This is a genomic window from Thalassotalea fonticola, assembly GCF_032911225.1.
GTDB classification, from domain to species: domain Bacteria; phylum Pseudomonadota; class Gammaproteobacteria; order Enterobacterales; family Alteromonadaceae; genus Thalassotalea_A; species Thalassotalea_A fonticola.
The window spans coordinates 4,251,790-4,272,113 of the sequence record NZ_CP136600.1 but is presented as its reverse complement, the minus strand read 5'-3'; the positions used below and the strand labels follow the sequence as shown (position 1 = coordinate 4,272,113).

Sequence of the window (20,324 nt, the reverse complement as noted above, 5' to 3'; positions counted from 1 at the left end):
TCGGATTCTACTGCAAATATACAGCTTGTGGGAACCCTAGGGTTGTGAGTTTTTTAATTTTTTTGGTATAGTAAATTAAGCAAAGTTAGTACTAATCACCTTATAAAGCAGTAAAGCATTGATTAAATTAAAAAATATATTCTTAGAGCTTCCCAAAAAACATCAACTGATGATCAGTTGTTGCAGCTTATTTTTGTTGATTTTATTAGTTTTTCCTTCCGAAAAAGCTTCGGCGAGTAGAAATAGTGAAAATCCGGCAATTAAAGTGGGAAAAACTTATTCATTAGAAATCCCTGAAGAAACTCAAGTTGCACTTAAAAAAGCGGAACAAAATAAACCGGATCCAATTTCGTGGCAAACTGCTACGGTTAAAAGTGGCGACTCTTTAGGAAAAATATTCAAACGCTTCGGTTTTAGCGCTGCAACTACCTATGCAGTTGATAAAACTGCAGGTGGTAAATCATTACGTAAGTTGAAAGTAGGCGACGAAATTCAAATTGCCAGCAACGATAATGGTGAGCTGTTAAAGGTTAAATATAAAAAGTCGATCACTGAGACGTTATTGGTATCTCGCACCGACAACGGCTTTGAAAGTACCGTCGATGAAAAACAAATTGAAACTCGTATTGGCTATGCGCAAGCAAACATTACCAGTAACTTTTGGAATTCAGCGCTAAACGCAGGAATGAGCAACAACCAAATAATGAATTTGGCTAATATATTCGGTTGGGATGTCGATTTTGCTTTAGATATTCGCGAAGGCGACAGTTTCAGCGTAATGTATGAAGACCAATATATTGATGGTGATTTTGTTGGCCATGGCAATATCTTAGCCGCTGAGTTTATTAACCAGGGAGAATCGTTTCAAGCGGTTCGTTTTAAAGATGGTGAATATTACGCTGCGAATGGCGACAGCATGCGCAAATCATTCTTACGCGCTCCTGTTAGTTTCCAATATATCAGTTCAAGCTTTAAACCTAAACGTTACCACCCTATTCTTAAACGTGTAAAAGCACATAATGGTGTAGATTATCGCGCGCCAACAGGCACACCGGTAAAAGCAGCAGGTAATGGCCGTGTAATCGCCGCAACCTACAATAAATACAATGGTAACTATGTATTTATTCAACATGCCAATAGCATAGTCACTAAGTATCTACATTTTTCCAAACGTGCTGTTAAAAAAGGTCAACGTGTTAAGCAAGGCCAAGTAATTGGTTATGTTGGCTCAACCGGTTTGTCACAAGCACCACATTTACATTATGAATTTTTGCTAAACGGCGTACATCGCAATCCGCGCACGGTAAAATTACCGGATGCGGAGCCGATCAATAAAAAATACAAAACTGAATTTGCAGCTGTAGCGAAACAAGCACTAATAGAGTTAGAAAACTCTAAACAAACATTAATTGCAGCCACAGATGATGCGCCCCAAGGTGTTAGTGAGTAGCGTCGATAATGACCAATATTATATTGGTATAATGTCAGGAACCAGTGCCGATGGAATCGATTTGGCACTGGTACAGTTTAAAGCAGATAGCCATCACTTAGTCGCTTCATATTTTCAAGCTTACAACAAAACCACACAAAACCTGATCACCTCCTTGTATACGCCTGGTAACAACGAAATTGATCGCATGGGTGAATTGGATAAGCTTTTAGCAGAAGAGTTTTCCTCGGCAATCAGTGCCCTGTTAATTCAACAAAACTTATCCAGTGACAACATTAAAGCAATTGGCAATCATGGCCAAACGATTAGGCACCGACCCACATCCAACTCTCCATTTACCCTGCAAGTAGGCTGTAATCAAACGTTAGCTTGTTTAACCGGTATTAGAGTCATTGGTAAGTTTAGAGATAAAGACATTGCGCTTGGGGGCCAAGGAGCTCCCTTAGTACCTGCTTTTCATAAGGCGCTGTTTTCCACATCTAAAAATAATGTGTGTGCAGTAAATATTGGCGGCATCAGTAACATTACATTTCTACCAAAAGATAAACGCCAAAAAATTTGTGGTTTCGATACAGGCCCTGGCAATGCCCTACTTGATGATTGGTATCGGAAGCATCATGAAAAATGCCCGCATGGTATCGATTTAGACGGGAAATGGGGACGAACCGGCAAGGTGAACACGCAGTTATTAACCAATATGCTTGATGACCCATACTTTGCTCTGCCCACACCTAAAAGCACTGGCAGAGAATATTTTCATTTAGATTGGCTAAAAACGATAAACCTCATCGAAGATGTGTCGCCACAAGACATTCAAGCAACGTTGCTGGCGTTAACGTGTAAAACCATTGCCAATGATTTAGACAAATTATGTTTTAACTCAGAAGTTATTCTCTGCGGTGGCGGCGCCAATAATCCAGAGTTAGTGAAACAATTAAAAGTATTACTCCCTGAGCACTGCATTACCACTGCCGAAAATAAGGGCGTTGAAAACGACAGTTTAGAGGCAGTGGTATTTGCTTGGCTAGCTTTCGCGTTTGACCATAATCTTAAAGGTAACTTACCCGAAGTAACTGGCGCATCACATGCAACAACTTTAGGTTGTGAATATCAGCCTTAACAAAAATCACTTTTTCTCTCCACCTCAGACAGAATGAAATTGTACATTTTTTGAACTAATCAAGCATTAATTCGTCTAAACTTTGTTCAACAGCTAAAAGGGGAAAGCTATGGATTTAAATAAAGTGCGCATAGGTATGATCTGCGGCACGCATAAGGGCAGCGGCACAGTAACTTGGGTTGATGGCGCGACGCAAACCGTTTATATAACTGATTTAATCGATAACCACAAAATCGAAGTTGGCATTGAAGAAATAATCGAAGATCCACAAATTCATAACCATGATGATTTTTATTACTAAACCTTTCAACAAAATTTCAGCCATCTATAGCAATTATCAATTAATTCTTCTATAAATTAAAACAACAAACCTGCGATTAAATGCGGGTTTGTATTTCTCAATCACCATCGATTAGTTATGATAATAATACAGTAACTTATTAGTAATCATATCTATGCGCCATGGACATCATGCAACAACTGAAGCAGATAACTTCAATTGGAAAATAATCAAACACGTTATTCCCTATTTATTTGAATATAAACGGCGCATTTTTAATGCATTAATTTTTATGGTTTTAGCCAAGCTTGCTAGTGTTGGTCTGCCCTTTATTTTGAAATATATTGTTGATGATTTAGATAGCTCAACAGGTGATGCCAGCGCTTTAGTTATCGCCCCAATCGCATTAGTAGTTGCCTATGGTGTAGTGCGCTTTTCAAATGTCTTGTTTGGTGAAATTCGCGATACTCTGTTTGGCCGAGTCACCGAACGAGCTATTCGCCGCATCGGTTTAAACGTTTTTCAGCACCTGCACAGTTTAGATTTAGAATTTCATTTAAATCGACGTACCGGTGGTTTGTCTCGTGACATTGAACGAGGCACCACCGGTATCAATTTTTTAATGCGCTTTATGGTGTTCAATATCATCCCCACTTTGTTAGAAATAGGCTTAGTGGTTTTCATTCTGTTTTTTAATTACGGTATCAGTTTTGCTGCTATTACCTTAACGTCAATACTTGTTTATGTTGGCTATTCGATAAAGACTACAGAGTGGCGCACAGGTTATGTAAGGCAAGCGAATAAAGCAGATTCATCAAGTAACTCACAAGCCATAGACAGTTTGATAAACTTTGAGACCACCAAGTATTTTACCAGCGAAGACTATGAAGCAAAACGTTATGACAACGAATTGGCTGACTGGGAAATTGCCAAGCGTAAAAACCGCTTATCACTGTTTGTATTAAATGGCGGGCAAGCATTAGTCATTGCAGCATCTATGACCGCAATGATGGCGCTGGCAGCAACACAAGTGGCAAATGGTGAAATGACCTTAGGCGATTTTGTCTTAATAAACGCGTTTATGATGCAAATATTTTTACCACTGAATTTCTTAGGGTTTGTCTATCGCGAAATGAAAGGCTCGTTAGCCAATATTGAGTTGATGTTTAACCTGCTTGCCATTAAACCCAACGTTGTTGAAAAAGAAAACGCCATTGATTTAAAAATTATCGATGGTCGTGTTGATTTTAATGATGTCTCATTTAAATACCATAGTGACCGCCCTATCCTAAAAAATGTCAATTTCAGTATTAATCCAGGCGAGAAAGTAGCTATCGTTGGCGCCAGCGGCGGCGGCAAATCTACCTTAGTTAAACTGTTATTTCGTTTTTATGATCTTAGTAGTGGTTCAATAGAAATTGACGGCCAAGATATCAGTGCACTTACCTTTAAATCACTGCGTAGCGCTATTGGTATAGTTCCGCAAGATACGGTGTTATTTAACGACAACATTTTCGAAAATGTTCGTTATGGCCGACAAGGGGCAAGTGATGAAGAAGTATTAAATGCGATTAAACTGGCACATTTAGATGATTTCATTCTATCACTACCAGATGGCGTCAATACCATGGTTGGCGAACGCGGGTTGAAGTTATCCGGAGGTGAAAAACAGCGCGTAGCAATAGCACGAACCATTCTTAAAAAGCCACCTATTTTAGTTTTTGATGAAGCAACATCATCACTGGACAGTAAGTCAGAGCAAGCCATTATGGCGGCACTAAAAGATTTATCACAAGGCGTTACTAGCATGGTTATTGCCCACCGCTTATCAACCATTAGTGATGCAGATAGGATCATAGTAATCGATAAAGGCCAGGTGATTGAGCATGGTAAACATAGCCAATTGCTTGCACAAAATGGTGCTTACGCTAAGCTTTGGACAATCCAACAACATGAAGATGAATAACAATTATGAAATTTAAAGTAAAAGTCATCACCACCTGCGCAGCTTTATTATTAATGGCCTGTAATGAAGGAGTTGAGAATAATTCTAATGATGTTCCGATCGTGGCTCCAATCGATAATCGAGTGGTTTATGTAGGGGAAAATAATGAACCGGTAACCCTGCGTGAAGATGGCCGAGGGGACAGAGTCGTCAGTGCGCCATGGGCAACTCGTTCGGCAGTGCTTGCAACTAACGGCATGGCAGCAACATCTCATCCTCTAGCGAGTCAAATCGCCATTGATATTCTAAAAAAAGGTGGCTCTGCTGTAGATGCTGCAATAGCAGCTAATGCTGCGATTGGTTTAATGGAGCCTACAGGTAACGGTATTGGCGGCGATCTATTTGCCATCGTTTGGGATCCAAAAACGGAAAAATTGTATGGTTTAAATGGCTCGGGTCGCAGTGCTAAGGGCCAAACCCTGGCAGATTTAAAAGCAAAAATTGGTGATGTCAGTGAAATACCAAATTGGGGTACTGCGCCAGTTACTGTACCAGGAACGGTTGACGCCTGGTATGAGCTGCACGACAAGTTTGGCACAATTTCAATGACCGATAACCTAGCGCCAGCAATAAAATACGCTAGGAATGGCTTCCCGGTAACGGAAGTCGTTTCTTACTATATGGGCATTTACCAAGCCCGCTATGAAAAGTTATTTGCCGCGGGTGAAATAGAAGAAATTGCCAATTATCAAAGCACTTATTTAATTGATGGCGAGTACATCAAAGAAGGGCAAATATTTAAAAATCCTGATTTAGCCAGCACTTTGTCATTGATCGCCAAAGGCGGTCGTGATGCTTTTTATAAAGGCAACATTGCCGACACCATCGAGGCCTATTTTAAACGCATCGATGGGCCACTACGTAAAGAAGACTTTGCCTCACACACCAGTACTTGGATAGACCCAGTATCGGTAAATTATCGTGGTGTTGATGTCTGGGAGCTACCACCGAACGGCCAAGGCATAGCCGCTCTACAAATGCTCAATATCCTTGAGGGCTATGATTTAAAAGCAATGGGTCATAATAGCGCCGATTACTTGCATGTAATGACAGAAGCAAAAAAACTCGCCTTTGAGGACAGGGCTCGTTTTTATGCCGATCCCGATTATTACGATATTCCATTAGAAGGATTACTCTCTAAAGAATACGCAGCTCAACGTCGTAGTCTAATCAGTATGGATAAAGCATCGTTAGCAGTTGACCATGGCGATCCTAAATTACTTAAAGGTGACACTATCTACCTTACGGTAGCGGATAAAGACGGCATGATGGTGTCGCTAATACAAAGTAACTATCGCGGTATGGGCACTGGCCTTGTGGCTGATGGCCTTGGTTTTATTTTTCAAAACCGTGGTGCGCAGTATTCTTTAAATGAAGATCACCCCAACGTATACGCTCCAGATAAGCGCCCTTTCCACACTATCATCCCGGCATTTATCACCAAAGATGGCAAACCATTAATGAGCTTTGGTTTAATGGGCGGTGCAATGCAGCCCCAAGGACACGTGCAAATGGTCGCCAATATCATCGACTTTGGCATGGGGGTGCAACAAGCTGGTGATGCTGCCAGATATCATCACAATGGCTCTACCGAGCCAACTTGGCAGGCACGAATGAAAGACGGCGGCGTACTTGAACTAGAAAGTGGCGTTAAAGCAGATGTGGTAAGAGAGCTACAAAAGCGCGGCCATAAAATAAACATCACCAGTGGCCCATTTGGTGGCTACCAAGCTATTTGGCTCGATCCAAAAACAAGTGTTTATCATGGCGCCAGTGAAATGCGTAAAGACGGTATGGCCATAGGTTATTAATATAATTAACGTCTGCTTTATAATTATAATGATATAAGGGATGGCAATTTTTATACTTGCTTAAATATTATTTTGTGAGTTAGAATCTCCGGCAGTTGCTAACGACAAGTTAGCAACTACATAACTTGTCGGAGTGCCAAAGAGCTGAGATCGCAATAGCGAGATCCGTAGAACCTGAATCAGATTAGTATCTGCGAAGGGAACAAGTAGGAAAAGTCCCGTTGATGCAGAACAAGTGTTTTGGGTCTTTTTTTCCTCCTGGTTTATATCTAAAGGCTCCGCCTGGTTTTTAATTCATTATTAATTACAGGTGAGAGAACATGAGTTCAAACAATCGTCGTCAACGTCGCGAACAAGCCGAGGCGTTTATCAACAATGTGACTGGTCAGTCATATCCCAATTCTCAAAAAATTTACGTGCAAGGTACCTTGCATGATATTCAAGTGGGCATGCGTGAGGTTACACAAAGCGACAGCTTAGTTGGCGGCGGCAAAGATAACCCGGTATTTGAGCCGAACGAGCCTATTTGTGTATACGATACCTCAGGCCCGTACTCTGATGACACTATCAATATTAATGTCCATCAAGGGTTGCCGCAACTGCGTAAAGCCTGGCTTGACCAGCGCGATGACAGCGAATTTATCGGCAGCGTTTCTTCAAACTTTAGCCAACAACGCTTAGCCGATGAAGGCCTGGATCACATTCGCTTTGAGCATTTACCGAAAATTCGTCAGGCCCAAAGCGGCCAAAATGTCAGCCAAATGCACTACGCCCGCCAAGGCATTATCACTCCAGAAATGGAATACGTGGCAATTCGTGAAAATATGAAATTGGCAGACGTTAAAGATGAATTATTGAAGCATCAACACCCGGGCAACTCATTTGGCGCCAGCATTCCCAAAGAAATTACTGCAGAATTTGTTCGTCAGGAAATTGCTTGTGGTCGTGCGGTTTTACCTGCCAACATTAACCACCCGGAAGTTGAGCCAATGATCATTGGCCGTAACTTTTTAATTAAAGTGAATGCCAATATTGGTAACTCGGCGGTCAGTTCATCGATTGAAGAAGAAGTAGAAAAGCTGCTGTGGTCAACCAAATGGGGGGCAGATACTGTGATGGATTTATCTACAGGTCGTTATATTCATGAAACTCGTGAGTGGATCATCCGTAACTCACCCGTACCAATTGGTACCGTGCCGATTTATCAAGCGTTAGAAAAAGTGAACGGCATTGCTGAAGACCTTACTTGGGAAATTTTCCGTGACACGCTAATTGAACAAGCGGAGCAAGGCGTCGACTACTTCACCATACATGCAGGTGTATTATTGCGATATGTACCAATGACAGCGAAACGCTTAACCGGTATAGTCTCGCGCGGCGGCGCCATTATGGCGAAATGGTGTTTGGCCCATCATCAGGAAAACTTCCTGTACACGCACTTTGAAGAAATCTGTCAGATCATGAAAACCTATGATGTATCGTTTTCATTAGGCGATGGTTTGCGCCCAGGTTCAATAGCGGACGCCAATGATGAAGCACAGTTCTCAGAATTGCGCACCTTAGGCGAACTAACCCAAATTGCCTGGCAACACGACGTGCAAGTAATGGTAGAAGGCCCTGGTCATGTACCATTACACATGGTGAAAGAAAACATGGAAGAGCAACTTGAACATTGCCATGAAGCTCCATTTTACACACTCGGACCATTAACAACCGATATTGCTCCTGGTTACGACCATATAACTTCAGGCATTGGTGCCGCTAACATTGGTTGGTACGGTTGTGCCATGCTGTGTTACGTAACGCCAAAAGAACATCTTGGCTTACCGAATAAAGACGATGTAAAAGAAGGTTTGATGACCTATAAAATTGCCGCTCATGCCGGTGATTTAGCGAAAGGTCATCCTGGTGCACAAGTGCGTGATAATGCCTTATCAAAAGCACGCTTTGAATTTCGTTGGCATGATCAATTTAATCTAGGCTTAGATCCAGAACGCGCCTTGCAGTACCACGATGAAACGCTACCACAAGAATCTGGCAAAGTAGCGCATTTTTGTTCGATGTGTGGTCCTAAATTTTGTTCGATGAAAATCACTCAGGAAGTACGCGATTATGCGGCGAATCTGGAAAGCGATGCAATTGAAATAAAAGTGCTAGATAGTCTTGATAAAATAATTCAATCTGGAGAAAGCGCCCATTCAGAGCCTGCATATAGCGCTGAACAAGGCATGCAGGCCAAATCAGCTGAGTTTAAAGAGCTTGGCAGCGAGCTGTATCACTCGGCCACACAGCAACCAGAAACCGACAAAGTAGATTAACAATGGCAAACATTGCTATTGTTGGCGCCGGCTTAATGGGTCGGTTGGCAGCGCTGTTTTTGCATCGACAAGGTGAGCAAGTCACCTTGTTCGATAAAGATCAGAAAAAGGGCGAGCTAAGCGCTGCCCGAGCTGCTGCCGGTTTGTTAACGCCGCTGGGTGAATCTTTGCATTGTGAAGAAAATATTGTTGCCATGGGGTTTAAGTCTTTGACGTTGTGGCCAGAAATACTCGCTAGCCTAAACGGCTACAATTTCTTTCAGCAGCAAGGTTCATTGCTAGTGAGTCATGCCCAAGACAATGGTGATTTTCAACGTTTTAGCAAACATCTTCAACGTAATTATGCTCAACATCCTTGTCACTTGCTCAATAGAGAGCAAATAAACGAACTTGAGCCAGAGCTTGGACGCAGTTTTAATCGCGCTTTGTATTTGCCCGAAGAGGGGCAAATAGGAAATCGAAAACTTCTATTAGCCTTGCAACAACAACTCGAAGATGAACAGGTAAACTGGCTGACTAATCACTACGTAAAGCAAATTAATGGCGATACTTTACAAGTGAATGGTGAGTCACAACAATTTGATTTGATCATCGATTGTCGTGGTACAGGGGCAATTCAAGCAGCATGCAACACTATTGGTGCACTTAGCGATTTACGCGCGGTACGCGGTGAATTATTTCAATTATATGCCCCTGATATACGCTTACAGCGGCCAATTCGGTTAATGCACCCTAGATATCAACTGTATATCGCCCCCAAAGGCAAAGGACACTTTGTTGTTGGTGCGACTGAAATAGAAAGTGACGATATGGGGCCAATGACTGTACGTTCTTCATTAGAATTATTGTCAGCGGCTTATAGTATTCACCCTAGCTTTGCTGAAGCACAAATACGCCAGCATGTGGTCGGAACTCGTCCTGCCTTTAGTGATAATCAGCCACAAATCAAAGTAAGCAATCAACTTATTCAGGTAAATGGTTTATTTCGCCATGGTTTTTTAATTGCGCCAGTTTTACTAAAACAACTACTGAAAATTGTTGCTCATATCAAGCAGACAAAACCACTGGCAGAGTTATACAATTTAGTTGAACACCCTGAGTTAATACAGCTTAAAGATTAAAGTAAAGAACAGTAACCTTATGAATATTTATATAAATGGTGAAAGCATCACCTTAGATAATAGCAACACCTTAACATCAGCTTTAGCTGTTTATCAGCAACAAGACAATGCCTTAAACAATTTTGCTTTGGCACTAAATGGCGATTTTATCAGTAAAGCTGATTACCCTATAACAGCGGTAAAGCAAGGCGACAGTATTGATATTTTTGCGCCTATTCAGGGCGGTTAATAAATATGAAAGTATTGATAATTTTGCCTAGTTTCAGGGCGGTTAATAAATATGAAAGTATTGATAATTTTGCCTAGTTTCAGGGCGGTTAAAAAGAGCAGACAATTATGACTATTAATATTTATGGTACAGAGCTAGAAAGCCGTTTACTTATAGGCTCAGCGTTATATCCCTCACCTGAGGTGATGAAAAACGCCATTATCGCCAGTGGCGCACAAGTGGTGACACTATCATTAAAAAGACAAAATCCAAGCGATAATGGCGGCGCTAAAATTTGGCAATACATTCAACAACTAAGCACAGAAAAGCAGATACATTTACTGCCAAACACTGCTGGTTGCAAATCAGCAAAAGAAGCGGTTACGTTAGCCAAAATGAGCCGAGAATTGTTTGCTACCGACTGGATCAAATTAGAGGTAATTGGAGACGATTATAACTTGCAGCCTGATCCGATAGAACTATTAACGGCGACCAAAGAATTACTCGCTGCAGGTTTTAAAGTATTACCGTATTGCACCGATGACTTGGTGCTTTGCCAGCGCCTGTACGATTTGGGTTGCCAGGTGATCATGCCTTGGGCTTCCCCTATCGGTACTGGCAAAGGCTTACTGACGCCATACAATCTGGAAACTATTCGCGCCCGCTTGCCTGATGCGACCTTAATAGTCGATGCCGGTATTGGCCGACCTTCTGATGCCTGCCAAGCGATGGAAATGGGGTATGACGGAGTGTTACTAAACAGTGCTGTGGCATTAGCAGATAATCCGGTTTTAATGGCAAAAGCATTTAGTGCTGCCATAACGGCCGGAGAGCAAGGTTACCTTGCCGGCATTATGGATAAACGCCAAACCGCACAGCCAAGTACGCCTACATTAGATACACCGTTTTGGCACCAGCCTGGAGTTAATTGATGACGATAAAGCCTGTGTCTTTAAAACCAATAGTATGGACTATTTCTGGTGCCGACTGTTCTGGCGGTGCCGGTATTTCCGCAGACATAAAAACCTTGCACTCGTTAGGCTGTGAAGTCTGCCACTTTATTACCGCAAATACCGTGCAAAACTCCAATCAGCTTATCGCGGTTAATGCCACTGAGTGCCAAGTTTTACAGCAACAAGTTGACGCCCTAAAAACAGACAAGCCCCCTGCCGTGATTAAAGTAGGCTTGATAGTAACGTTGCAACAAGTACATTGGTTAGTGGCAGTACTCACTCAGTTAAAAGCCGCTAACGAAAAGTTAGTAGTGGTGTTTGATCCTGTTGGCAGTGCCAGTGTTGGCGGTAAGTTTCATGATTTAACGGCTGACTCCCTAACCGTATTATTACCACTAATCGATGTTGTCACCCCCAATATGCTTGAAGCGCAAGTGCTGGCAAATGACAACACTGACAAAGTTGATTTACTGGCCAAGGGCATTTTAAAGCTTGGCGCTACGGCCGTAGTAATTAAAGGCGGTCATAGCAATCAACAAGTCATGGAAGATTATTGTTTGGCGAATATTGATGATGAACAACATGTCTTTCAACTTGCCAGTGAAAAAGTTAACAGCGATTTCAGCCATGGCGGTGGCTGCTCTTTTGCCTCGGCGCTAGCTGCATATTTAGCAAATAATCATTTACTACGCGACGCACTAACCTTAACCAAAGCATTCATAAATCAAGGATTGAAGCATCATCAAGGAATAAAAGGTTATTATGGTGCATTTGAACAACTAGGTAAGGCAAATAATGCCAATGATTACCCACAAATTTGCGGACAACTGGCAGAGCATTATAAAGCGTTACCTGCGTTTAAATCACTTGGCATTGAACGTGACGGCAGCCAAGGCTTAGGCCTATATCCTGTTGTTGACTCATTAGAGTGGCTTACTCACTTATTACCACTTGGCCTCGAAATAATTCAATTAAGGCTTAAAAATTTAGAACAAGATCAACTTGAGCAGCAAATCAAACAAGCGGTTGCACTGTGCCAAGCTACTAACACACGCTTATTTATTAATGACTATTGGCAGCTAGCGATTAAATATCAAGCCTATGGTGTGCACTTAGGCCAAGAAGACTTACAAACTGCAGACTTGCATGCAATAGAGCAGGCTGGAATTCGGCTTGGGATTAGCACTCACGGTTGCTATGAGTTTTTACTGGCTCAACAATTACAGCCATCATATTTAGCTATAGGAGCAATTTTCCCAACCGTGACCAAAAACATGACCGGGCAAATCCAAGGAGTTGATACTCTAAGCCACACATTAAAACTAGCCAGACATATTCCCGTAGTTGCCATTGGCGGAATAAGCCTAACGCGCAGCGAAGACGTGTGGGCAACCGGTGTTGATAGTTTGGCAGTTGTTACCGCAATAACACAAGCTGAAAAACCAGAACAAGCAGTAAAAGATTTTCAGCAACTGATGTCGATACCAGCAGGAAATTAGTCATGAATTTATCTGATCAAGAGTATATTCGTTATTCTCGGCAAGTAATGCTTGAGCAAGTTGGCGAGCAAGGGCAAATCACCTTAAAAAACAGTCATATTATTGTCGTCGGCCTAGGCGGTCTTGGCTGCCCTGCCCTGCAATATTTAGCAGCTGCCGGCATAGGTGAGTTAACGTTAATCGATGACGATGTAGTGGATTTATCGAATTTACAACGGCAAGTTCTCTATCGCAGTAATCATATAGGCAAAGCAAAAGTGGAGGCGGCAGAGCAGCAACTTTACGGCTTAAACTCCCAAGTAAAGATAAACGCTATTAATAAGAAAGTTGAGCAAGTCAATCTAGTTAAATTATTAGAAAAAGCAGGTTTACTGCTCGACTGTACCGATAATGCCAACTCACGTTATTTCATTAACCAAGCCTGTCAACAAGCAGGCGTTACGTTAGTAAGTGCCGCCGCCATTGGTGGTAACGGTCAATTAGCAGTGTTTAATTTTAACCAGCATAAATCGCCTTGCTATCGCTGCCTATATCCCGATTTGGAGCAGCAGGACACAGCCTTAAATTGTCAAAACACTGGAGTATTCGGACCGGTACTTGGCGTGATGGGAAGTTTGCAAGCCATAGAAGCGATTAAACTGTTGGTTCAACCAGGGCAGGTGACGGCCAATAAATTGATGTTGTTTGATGCCTGGCAACTTAAATTCAATGCAATTAAGCTTAGTCACAACTCATTGTGTCCGAGCTGTGCCACATTAACAGGATAAGATTTATGAAAGTGTTAATTCCATTTGTAGATCATCCATGACATAACCTGAACCTATGTCAGCACACACTTCCCCTGTTTTTATAAAACCAAACTTATAATAAGCAGCAATGGTATTACTGTTATTTTTATTCACTGTTAAGGTGATTTTAGCCAGTTTATTCTGCTCTGCTATCCTTTTTATAAACGCCATAGATAACTTGCCAAGACCTAAGCCTCGCTGAGTCGAAAGGACATATATTTTACTGAGAAACAACTCTTTTTCTTTTAGTTGTAAGCCAATATAACCGACAGTGCTACAGTCATTTTTAAGAAGATAATATTGGTAACCTTCGTTGGCTATTTGCTCGGCAATAACTTGCTTTGAATGAAAATTATCAAGCATGTACTCAACTTGTTCAGCGCCGATTATTGGCTTGTAGTGTTCAGTCCAAATGATTCGTGCAACGGTAACAACTTCATCAATGTCTTCGCTGGTTGCAACTAACTGGAACATATTTTCTACCTTCATAAAATGTTAACGCCTAAAATCAAATAGATATATTAAGATAATGTATAAATACGATGGCGATGGCAGTTGGACAAATAAATTTTACGTACCAAGGCCAAATTTTCCAGAAAAAACTATTTTCGACATCAGCATTACCTTGCTGCAATTCTTTTAATATTTCATTTCTCTGCCAAATCCAACCTACAAAAATACAAGCAAGCATGGCAACAATTGGCTGTCCATATTCAGTAGCCGTGGCAATAACTAATCCAAGTAGTACTTCTATATTACTGATAATAGCAAGGCTGATAATAAAAATGACTCCGCCAATAATCGTACTTGCCTTTTTACGTTCCATATTATGGCGCTCAACCACATAAGAGACCGGAGTTTCAAGCATCGATATTGAAGATGTTAGTGCCGCTACGGTCATTAGTACAAAAAATATAAACGCAACAACAGAGCCAACAGTTTCCATGGTATTAAACAAACTTGGTAAAACAACAAAGACCACATTGGCTCCTGAAATAAGACTGCCATCTTCAGCAAAAATAGCGACTCCCTGCGCTTGTGCCACGTACATTGCGGGAATAATTAAAAGGCCTGCAATAAAAGCGATAGAAACATCAATCAAAGTGACTTGCGCGCCTAAGCTGATCAAATTTTCTTTTTTTGAAATGTAGGAGCCATAAATTACCATTGTACTGGTACCAATAGATAAAGAGAAAAACGCCTGACCTAACGCGCTAATTAATAAATTAGGTTCTAAAATACGACTAAAATCCGGATTTAAATAAGCATTCAGACCTAAGCTTGCACCTTTTAATGTAAGCACATAAATGATCAAACAAATGAGTAGCATAATTAACAATGGCATTAATCGTTTTGACCATTTCTCTATACCTTCTTGTACACCCTTTCTGATGATATAAAGTGTTAAACACATAAAGGATGCTGTAAAGAGTAAATTTCGAGATAATGATCCGGCAACTACCCAATCAGCAATACCTTCGAAGCCAACCGTTCTGATCACAGGTTCAACGGCATAAGACATCATTTGACCAGCAAGAATGCCGTAAAAACTTAAAATTAAAGAGGCAAATATAATACCGCTAAAGCCAACAATAAAAGCAAAGCGTTTTTGAAATGTTGTTTTCGACATTTTTTGTAAAGAAGTAACGGCATTGGCTTGACCATAGCGGCCAATTAATAATTCAGCCATAAATGCTGGGTAAGCTAAGGTAAACGCTAGAATCAAATAAACAAACACAAACGCTGCGCCACCATTACTCGCTGTTTGCGTGGGAAATCCCCAAATATTTCCAAGCCCAACTGCTGAACCAGCTGCCGCTAGTACGAAACCAATACGAGAGCTGAATTCACCTCTTGAACTTGCCATAGATACCATATTTACAATTATTATCTAACTTTAGTGTAGACAGAATAGTGAATATAAACAGTTTCATAGATATGATTGGCGAATAATTTATTGAATTCGAATGGTATTTGGACAAATGACAAACATCCTTGTATTGTCATTTTCGCCATTTTTTCAGTTGATCACATTAATAATGCGTTGGTGGTACTAAAACCTCTTCCATCAGAACTTTTTCATTACCCTCATATGTTTTTGTAATCGCTTTGCCATCCCTTCTCAAGCCAGTAAAAGCACCTTGATCTACTAGCTCCCATAGGGCAAATTTAGCATTGCCTTGCAAGTTTATTAAACCGAAATGGTTTTCAGATCCGGTTGCATTGTTCTGGTCTTTCCAACATTCATCAAACGCTTCAAAATAAAAACAGGAAATATTATTTTCATTTGTCCATTCACGCATGTGTTGGTAATAAAGTCCGCTTTTTAACTCATCTGCTGCTCTTGAGCCATGCGCACCGTAGTCGTCACTCGAAACCGTGGCCCACCCCGTTTCACCAATGTGCAGGGGTTTGTCGACCCCCAGACTGTGCATATAATTCAACACACCATAATATTGCTCAATAACGAACGCTTTTGCACGGAGCATCGCCGCTTGTATTTTCTGTTGTTCAGATAATCCTTCTTCTTCAGGAGGCACAATCCAAAATTGCGGGTTGTAATGCGAGTTGTGCATGGGATAGGTGTGCATAGATACATAGTCCACGGCCCTGATCAGGTTTTCCAGGTCGTAACAGTGGTAACTTGGATCGCCGCCACCCCAAGACGAAAAGTCATCAGAACTGGTGATCCATAAATCTGCAGCAAGGTCGCCGGATCTTTTTAAATCCTGCAAATGATTTACCCATTTAAGGATAACATCAGGCCGCACAAAATAGCTTGTTGCCCACCTGACCATTGCTTCATTGCCAACGGCGATTACTTTCACAATATCCGGATAGGCATTTGCCAGGTCAACAGCCCTTTGAATTTCTGCTGCATTAGCTTGCGCGCTTTCAACCTCATGATTCGGCTCCCTACCAGTCCAGGCATGTTGGCAGTCGATCCATGCGCCCAACATCACATACATTTCAAAGTTCAGGTCTTCATCTTTCAGCTGCTTAATGGCTTTTAACAGATTTGGGGCATGTTGAAGTTGCACATTGTAGTCGCGCAGGATTTTTATGCCCATTGCCGCGAGGATCTTCATATCCTCTTTAATCTGTTCTACAGTTGGTTGGACGTCGCGTGTTTGTTCACGATAGCCACCATAGGAAATTGCCAAACAATCTGGGTTTCCTAAAATTTCTGCTGCTGTTTTCATCATTTGGTTATCCTGTTAGTCATTCTACATTCACTAGGTGTACTTGAGGATGCCTTCTTTATCCCAAAGCCCCCAGTAGGCGCCAACGTCACCTTCTGATGCAACTTTCCAGTCTTCGTCAAATGAAGAGAAGTAGAAAATATCGATGCCTTCCTCTTCAGCCCACTTATAGGCATTGATGAAGTATTTTACTGCGTTTTCATATCCCGGCTGCGAACCTTCGAACGGGCTACCACGATCGGGCCAGCCTGTTTCGCTGATCACTACTCGCTTACCATTTGCAGCGCACTTCGCCTGCTTATACATTTCCTTCATATATGGCAGCGCATACTCTGCAGGGCAGCCTTCCCAGAATGGATAGCAGTTGGCAAGAATAACGTCACAGGCTTCTGTCACACGCGGGTAATTAACGAACTTGTAATAGGCATCTACATATCCTACTTCAACATTCGGGCAAGCAACTTTGGCGCGATTGAGGTAGTCAACTAGTTGATCTTCAGTCAGGTCTTCACGTAGCAATACTTCATTACCTATAGCAAGGATATCCGCGTGGCCCGCATTGGCGACAGCTATACCATTGGCCAGTTCTTCTTCGTTTTTATCCAGATCATCGCTCAGCCAAACACCAACCATGGTATCCAGACCATTTTTCTTGGCAATCGCAGGGATCAGCTCATTGCCATCTGTACAGGAAAAAGAGCGTACCGAGTTAACGTAAGGCTGGATAATGCTCAAGCGCTCGCGGATTTGCGCTTCACTAATGATCGTACCAGGCCCCTGACCTGCAATATACGGACTGAAAGAAATACCGTGTATCTTGTCTGCAAGTATTTTGCGAACAACCGTGTTCAGTTCGACCTCACCAAGGCCCGACAGGTCGAGACCTGACAGCACCATTCTGTGGCTGTAATTACTCCCCTTACCTTGACTTTGTAATCTGTGATGATATTGCCTAGACATTTCAATTCTCCTAACTTGTAATTATTTTAAAAGGTTGCACAGCCGTAACTGTGTTCCTGGATTCAATCCAGGACGAGGAATGCCATCTACATTTGGACGTCACATTTCCCCAGAAATTTAATGCTCTTTTATCACGACTACTTTGCCCTGCCAGTCTCTGGCAACGTCGCACTGTAAAGTACGCCATGGAAGTGTCACTGTAAAAACACAGCTGCCCTGTTCGGTATTTAACTCCGTACAAGTGCAAGTATTATTATTAAGCTCGGGAGTAAAACCACTACCCGAACGATGGTAGAAAAATATATCTGATAGGTGGGGGAGTCAATACCGGTTCATCTCATTATGGCCAGCTCGTCGCATTTCCTGCCCATACACTTATATGTCCCTCCCATTCACCTAAGGTTACAATCAACGAGTGGCACAATACCTCTACCAGAACAATCAACTTAAAAGTTACGTTATAAACTTTATTTCAGCCATAAAAAAACCCAGTAAAAATACTGGGTTCTTAGAAATTTTTAGTGTTTTATTTACACTTTTAAAATATATGTGTGCTAAAACGGAATGTCGTCATCAAAATCCATTACCGGCTCTTGTGGATTCACTTTAGGAGCTTGTTGTTGGTTTTGTTTTTGGAAACCACCTTGTTGTTGCCCTTGCTGCTGATAACCACCTTGTTGGCCTTGCTGCTGATAACCGCCCTGCTGTGCAGCGGGTTGTTGAGGCGCTTGCTGTTGGTAACCGCCTTGTTGCATACCTGAATTTTGTTGTGCTGCAGGTTTGCTATAAGTATTTTGCTGTGCTGCTGGCTTGTTAAAACCGCCTTGTGGGGCTTGTTGTTGGAAACCACCTGCTTGAGCACCTTGGCCTGCGCCACGTGAGTCTAACATTTGCATTTCGTTAGCACGGATTTCAGTAGTGTATTGGTCAACACCTTGCGCATTTTGCCATTTACGAGTTTGTAAACGGCCTTCAACATAAACTTTAGAACCTTTTTTCAGGTACTCGCCAGCAATTTCAGCTAAACGGTTGTTAAATACAACACGGTGCCATTCAGTGATCTCTTTTGGTTCACCTGTTTGCTTGTCTTTCCAGCTTTCAGATGTTGCAACAGTGATGTTACAAATTGAACCACCGCTAGGGAAAAATTTAACTTCAGGATCTTGCCCTAAGTTACCTACAATTATTACTTTATTTACACCACGACTGGCCATGAAAAATCCTGTTTTTACTTTTTAATTATATGATAATAACTCGCCGATAAGGAGTGTGAACGAGCTACGCAGTTTTGTTTTTTTTCATCCAAAATATTTATTAAATATATTCAGATTTAGTCGATCAGTGTACCACTGAAATTTAATTTTCAAAAGCGATAAAGCATACTTAATTCGCATTTATAAAAAGGTTCACCGGCACCATAAAAAAAGCCTTAATATAATCAAGTATTAAGGCTTATTCGAATAAAATAATTGTCCGTAAAAATTAAAAACTCAATTGCCAGCCTAATGTTGCTTGCCAGTCAGTTTTTAGTTGTGTTCCGTCAAAGTCTTGCTCTATTGGTTGAGAATATTCAAATGAAACCTGCTGATTTTTAAGCAAACCATCGGTAAAACCATAAGTTGCACCAATTGCCCAATCAACTTGGCTTACACCACGTTGTTTTGGATCTGCTGTTGGCATCATCATTGCGTTTAATCGTTCATCGTGGCCTGAATAATTGTCTTTATCTAAATAACTTAAACGCATAGATAAACTTAACGACTCACTCACCCCATAACTTACCCAATTATGCCATTGTAATTTATCGCCTGGCTTATAGTCAGCATCGTTTTCTTCAATAGCCGTTTCATAATTTATTTGTGTGCCTAATTGCCAGTTACCTTCGTCATAAACATAGGTATAGCCAGCAAGAATATTCATGGTGTCAGTACCTAGCTGCATTGGGTAACCCATTAGAACTTCTTCGCCCATCATGTTGATACGAGTTTGATCAATATCGCCTGTTGGCAAACGTACACCTAAAGTAAAGTGGCTGCGGTAATTGTCACCATTAAAACCATTGATTAATGCACTAATCGATATGTCGGCTAAGCCGTCACTTTCCATTTCCATTGAATGCGTCATCATCGGCATTTCTGTCATATTCATACCGCTGTCCATGCCAGTATCCATATTGTTTTCCATAGGCATTGACTGCATCAATGAAGTCATCTCTTGGTCAATAAAGTTTGCCATAAGCATTAGGGTTATATTATCAGTAGGAGCGTACATTAAGCCAAGCATGTGCATATTCATCGTCATTTCATCAGGAACCATAGAATAGTCTTGCAAAGCATCAGTTGTACTGGTGTCGTGCGTGCCTGTTTGTAGGCCCTTCATTTCCATGGTCATGTAACGATAAGATGCCATCCAGCCACCTTTATGATGTAGGTGATCGCCCATAATTGAAATTGGGGTTTTAGAAGCCGGTATGGTCATATCGCCATTTTCATCTGGCATATGATGATGCTGATGTGGGTTGGCCAAACTCGAAAAGCTAGCAGAAGTAAGTAAAGGTAATAAAATTAAAGCGGTTTTGGAAAGATTAAATATGTTCATAACGAGACTT

Annotated in this window: 17 protein-coding genes and 1 riboswitch; of the genes, 11 read left to right on the top strand and 6 right to left on the bottom strand. The window is 41.5% G+C overall.

Annotated elements, in window-relative coordinates:
* Positions 1-118: 118 nt before the first annotated feature.
* From RI844_RS17490 to RI844_RS17440, 11 genes are all read left to right on the top strand, one after another.
* The gene (locus RI844_RS17490) at positions 119-1,450 is read left to right on the top strand and encodes a peptidoglycan DD-metalloendopeptidase family protein (RefSeq protein WP_348395931.1); all 1,332 of its coding nucleotides are present in this window, start codon (positions 119-121) and stop codon (positions 1,448-1,450) included.
* Positions 1,422-2,570: an anhydro-N-acetylmuramic acid kinase gene (locus RI844_RS17485; protein ID WP_348395930.1), complete on the top strand. Its 1,149-nt coding sequence runs from the start codon at positions 1,422-1,424 to the stop codon at positions 2,568-2,570. Before RI844_RS17490 ends, RI844_RS17485 begins: the two co-directional genes overlap by 29 nt.
* A 109-nt stretch (positions 2,571-2,679) precedes the next feature.
* Positions 2,680-2,871: a hypothetical protein gene (locus RI844_RS17480; protein WP_348395929.1), complete on the top strand. Its 192-nt coding sequence runs from the start codon at positions 2,680-2,682 to the stop codon at positions 2,869-2,871.
* A gap of 154 nt (positions 2,872-3,025) precedes the next feature.
* Entirely contained in the window at positions 3,026-4,816 is a 1,791-nt protein-coding gene (locus RI844_RS17475; RefSeq protein ID WP_348395928.1) for an ABCB family ABC transporter ATP-binding protein/permease, read from the top strand.
* Between the two features lie 5 nt (positions 4,817-4,821).
* Positions 4,822-6,666, top strand: a complete 1,845-nt coding sequence (ggt, locus tag RI844_RS17470) for a gamma-glutamyltransferase (protein WP_348395927.1) — start codon at positions 4,822-4,824, stop codon at positions 6,664-6,666.
* 119 nt (positions 6,667-6,785) lie between these two features.
* Positions 6,786-6,885: riboswitch (TPP riboswitch) on the top strand.
* A 101-nt stretch (positions 6,886-6,986) separates the two neighbouring features.
* Positions 6,987-8,984, top strand: coding sequence for a phosphomethylpyrimidine synthase ThiC (thiC, locus tag RI844_RS17465; protein ID WP_348395926.1), 1,998 nt, complete (start codon positions 6,987-6,989; stop codon positions 8,982-8,984).
* 2 nt (positions 8,985-8,986) lie between these two features.
* Positions 8,987-10,105: a glycine oxidase ThiO gene (thiO, locus tag RI844_RS17460; RefSeq protein WP_348395925.1), complete on the top strand. Its 1,119-nt coding sequence runs from the start codon at positions 8,987-8,989 to the stop codon at positions 10,103-10,105.
* Between the two features lie 19 nt (positions 10,106-10,124).
* Entirely contained in the window at positions 10,125-10,334 is a 210-nt protein-coding gene (gene thiS, locus RI844_RS17455; RefSeq protein ID WP_348395924.1) for a sulfur carrier protein ThiS, read from the top strand.
* A 107-nt stretch (positions 10,335-10,441) separates the two neighbouring features.
* A complete protein-coding gene (locus RI844_RS17450) occupies positions 10,442-11,245 on the top strand; it encodes a thiazole synthase (protein WP_348395923.1) in 804 nt (267 codons plus the stop codon).
* Positions 11,245-12,765, top strand: coding sequence for a thiamine phosphate synthase (gene thiE, locus RI844_RS17445; protein ID WP_348395922.1), 1,521 nt, complete (start codon positions 11,245-11,247; stop codon positions 12,763-12,765). Before RI844_RS17450 ends, thiE begins: the two co-directional genes overlap by 1 nt.
* A gap of 2 nt (positions 12,766-12,767) precedes the next feature.
* Positions 12,768-13,532, top strand: a complete 765-nt coding sequence (locus RI844_RS17440) for a HesA/MoeB/ThiF family protein (protein WP_348395921.1) — start codon at positions 12,768-12,770, stop codon at positions 13,530-13,532.
* 3 nt (positions 13,533-13,535) lie between these two features.
* On the opposite strand, the gene RI844_RS17435 is transcribed toward RI844_RS17440, so the two are convergent.
* From RI844_RS17435 to RI844_RS17410, 6 genes are all read right to left on the bottom strand, one after another.
* On the bottom strand, positions 13,536-14,027 hold the full coding sequence (locus RI844_RS17435; RefSeq protein WP_348395920.1) for a GNAT family N-acetyltransferase: 492 nt from the start codon (positions 14,025-14,027) through the stop codon (positions 13,536-13,538).
* 34 nt (positions 14,028-14,061) lie between these two features.
* The gene (locus RI844_RS17430; RefSeq protein ID WP_348395919.1) at positions 14,062-15,420 is read right to left on the bottom strand and encodes a sodium-dependent transporter; all 1,359 of its coding nucleotides are present in this window, start codon (positions 15,418-15,420) and stop codon (positions 14,062-14,064) included.
* 166 nt (positions 15,421-15,586) lie between these two features.
* Complete coding sequence (locus RI844_RS17425) at positions 15,587-16,759, bottom strand: glycoside hydrolase family 17 protein (RefSeq protein WP_348395918.1); 1,173 nt, start codon at positions 16,757-16,759, stop codon at positions 15,587-15,589.
* A 30-nt stretch (positions 16,760-16,789) separates the two neighbouring features.
* A complete protein-coding gene (locus tag RI844_RS17420; RefSeq protein WP_348395917.1) occupies positions 16,790-17,716 on the bottom strand; it encodes a glycoside hydrolase family 17 protein in 927 nt (308 codons plus the stop codon).
* Positions 17,717-18,270: 554 nt separating this feature from the next.
* The gene (gene ssb, locus RI844_RS17415; RefSeq protein WP_348395916.1) at positions 18,271-18,930 is read right to left on the bottom strand and encodes a single-stranded DNA-binding protein; all 660 of its coding nucleotides are present in this window, start codon (positions 18,928-18,930) and stop codon (positions 18,271-18,273) included.
* A 268-nt stretch (positions 18,931-19,198) separates the two neighbouring features.
* Positions 19,199-20,314 carry a transporter gene (locus tag RI844_RS17410; protein WP_348395915.1) on the bottom strand — a complete coding sequence of 372 codons (1,116 nt, stop codon included), beginning with the start codon at positions 20,312-20,314 and terminating at the stop codon, positions 19,199-19,201.
* Positions 20,315-20,324: the final 10 nt, after the last annotated feature.

Excerpts from the sequence above, each read along its gene's own strand:
- RI844_RS17450 (WP_348395923.1), top strand. The coding sequence starts at position 10,442 with ATGACTATTAATATTTATGGTACAGAGCTAGAAAGCCGTTTACTTATA.
- thiS (WP_348395924.1), top strand. The coding sequence starts at position 10,125 with ATGAATATTTATATAAATGGTGAAAGCATCACCTTAGATAATAGCAAC.
- RI844_RS17480 (WP_348395929.1), top strand. The coding sequence starts at position 2,680 with ATGGATTTAAATAAAGTGCGCATAGGTATGATCTGCGGCACGCATAAG.
- thiE (WP_348395922.1), top strand. The coding sequence starts at position 11,245 with ATGACGATAAAGCCTGTGTCTTTAAAACCAATAGTATGGACTATTTCT.
- RI844_RS17475 (WP_348395928.1), top strand. The coding sequence starts at position 3,026 with ATGCGCCATGGACATCATGCAACAACTGAAGCAGATAACTTCAATTGG.
- thiC (WP_348395926.1), top strand. The coding sequence starts at position 6,987 with ATGAGTTCAAACAATCGTCGTCAACGTCGCGAACAAGCCGAGGCGTTT.
- RI844_RS17440 (WP_348395921.1), top strand. The coding sequence starts at position 12,768 with ATGAATTTATCTGATCAAGAGTATATTCGTTATTCTCGGCAAGTAATG.
- RI844_RS17430 (WP_348395919.1), bottom strand. The coding sequence starts at position 15,420 with ATGGCAAGTTCAAGAGGTGAATTCAGCTCTCGTATTGGTTTCGTACTA.
- RI844_RS17425 (WP_348395918.1), bottom strand. The coding sequence starts at position 16,759 with ATGATGAAAACAGCAGCAGAAATTTTAGGAAACCCAGATTGTTTGGCA.
- thiO (WP_348395925.1), top strand. The coding sequence starts at position 8,987 with ATGGCAAACATTGCTATTGTTGGCGCCGGCTTAATGGGTCGGTTGGCA.
- RI844_RS17420 (WP_348395917.1), bottom strand. The coding sequence starts at position 17,716 with ATGTCTAGGCAATATCATCACAGATTACAAAGTCAAGGTAAGGGGAGT.
- ssb (WP_348395916.1), bottom strand. The coding sequence starts at position 18,930 with ATGGCCAGTCGTGGTGTAAATAAAGTAATAATTGTAGGTAACTTAGGG.
- RI844_RS17410 (WP_348395915.1), bottom strand. The coding sequence starts at position 20,314 with ATGAACATATTTAATCTTTCCAAAACCGCTTTAATTTTATTACCTTTA.
- RI844_RS17435 (WP_348395920.1), bottom strand. The coding sequence starts at position 14,027 with ATGTTCCAGTTAGTTGCAACCAGCGAAGACATTGATGAAGTTGTTACC.
- ggt (WP_348395927.1), top strand. The coding sequence starts at position 4,822 with ATGAAATTTAAAGTAAAAGTCATCACCACCTGCGCAGCTTTATTATTA.
- RI844_RS17485 (WP_348395930.1), top strand. The coding sequence starts at position 1,422 with ATGATGCGCCCCAAGGTGTTAGTGAGTAGCGTCGATAATGACCAATAT.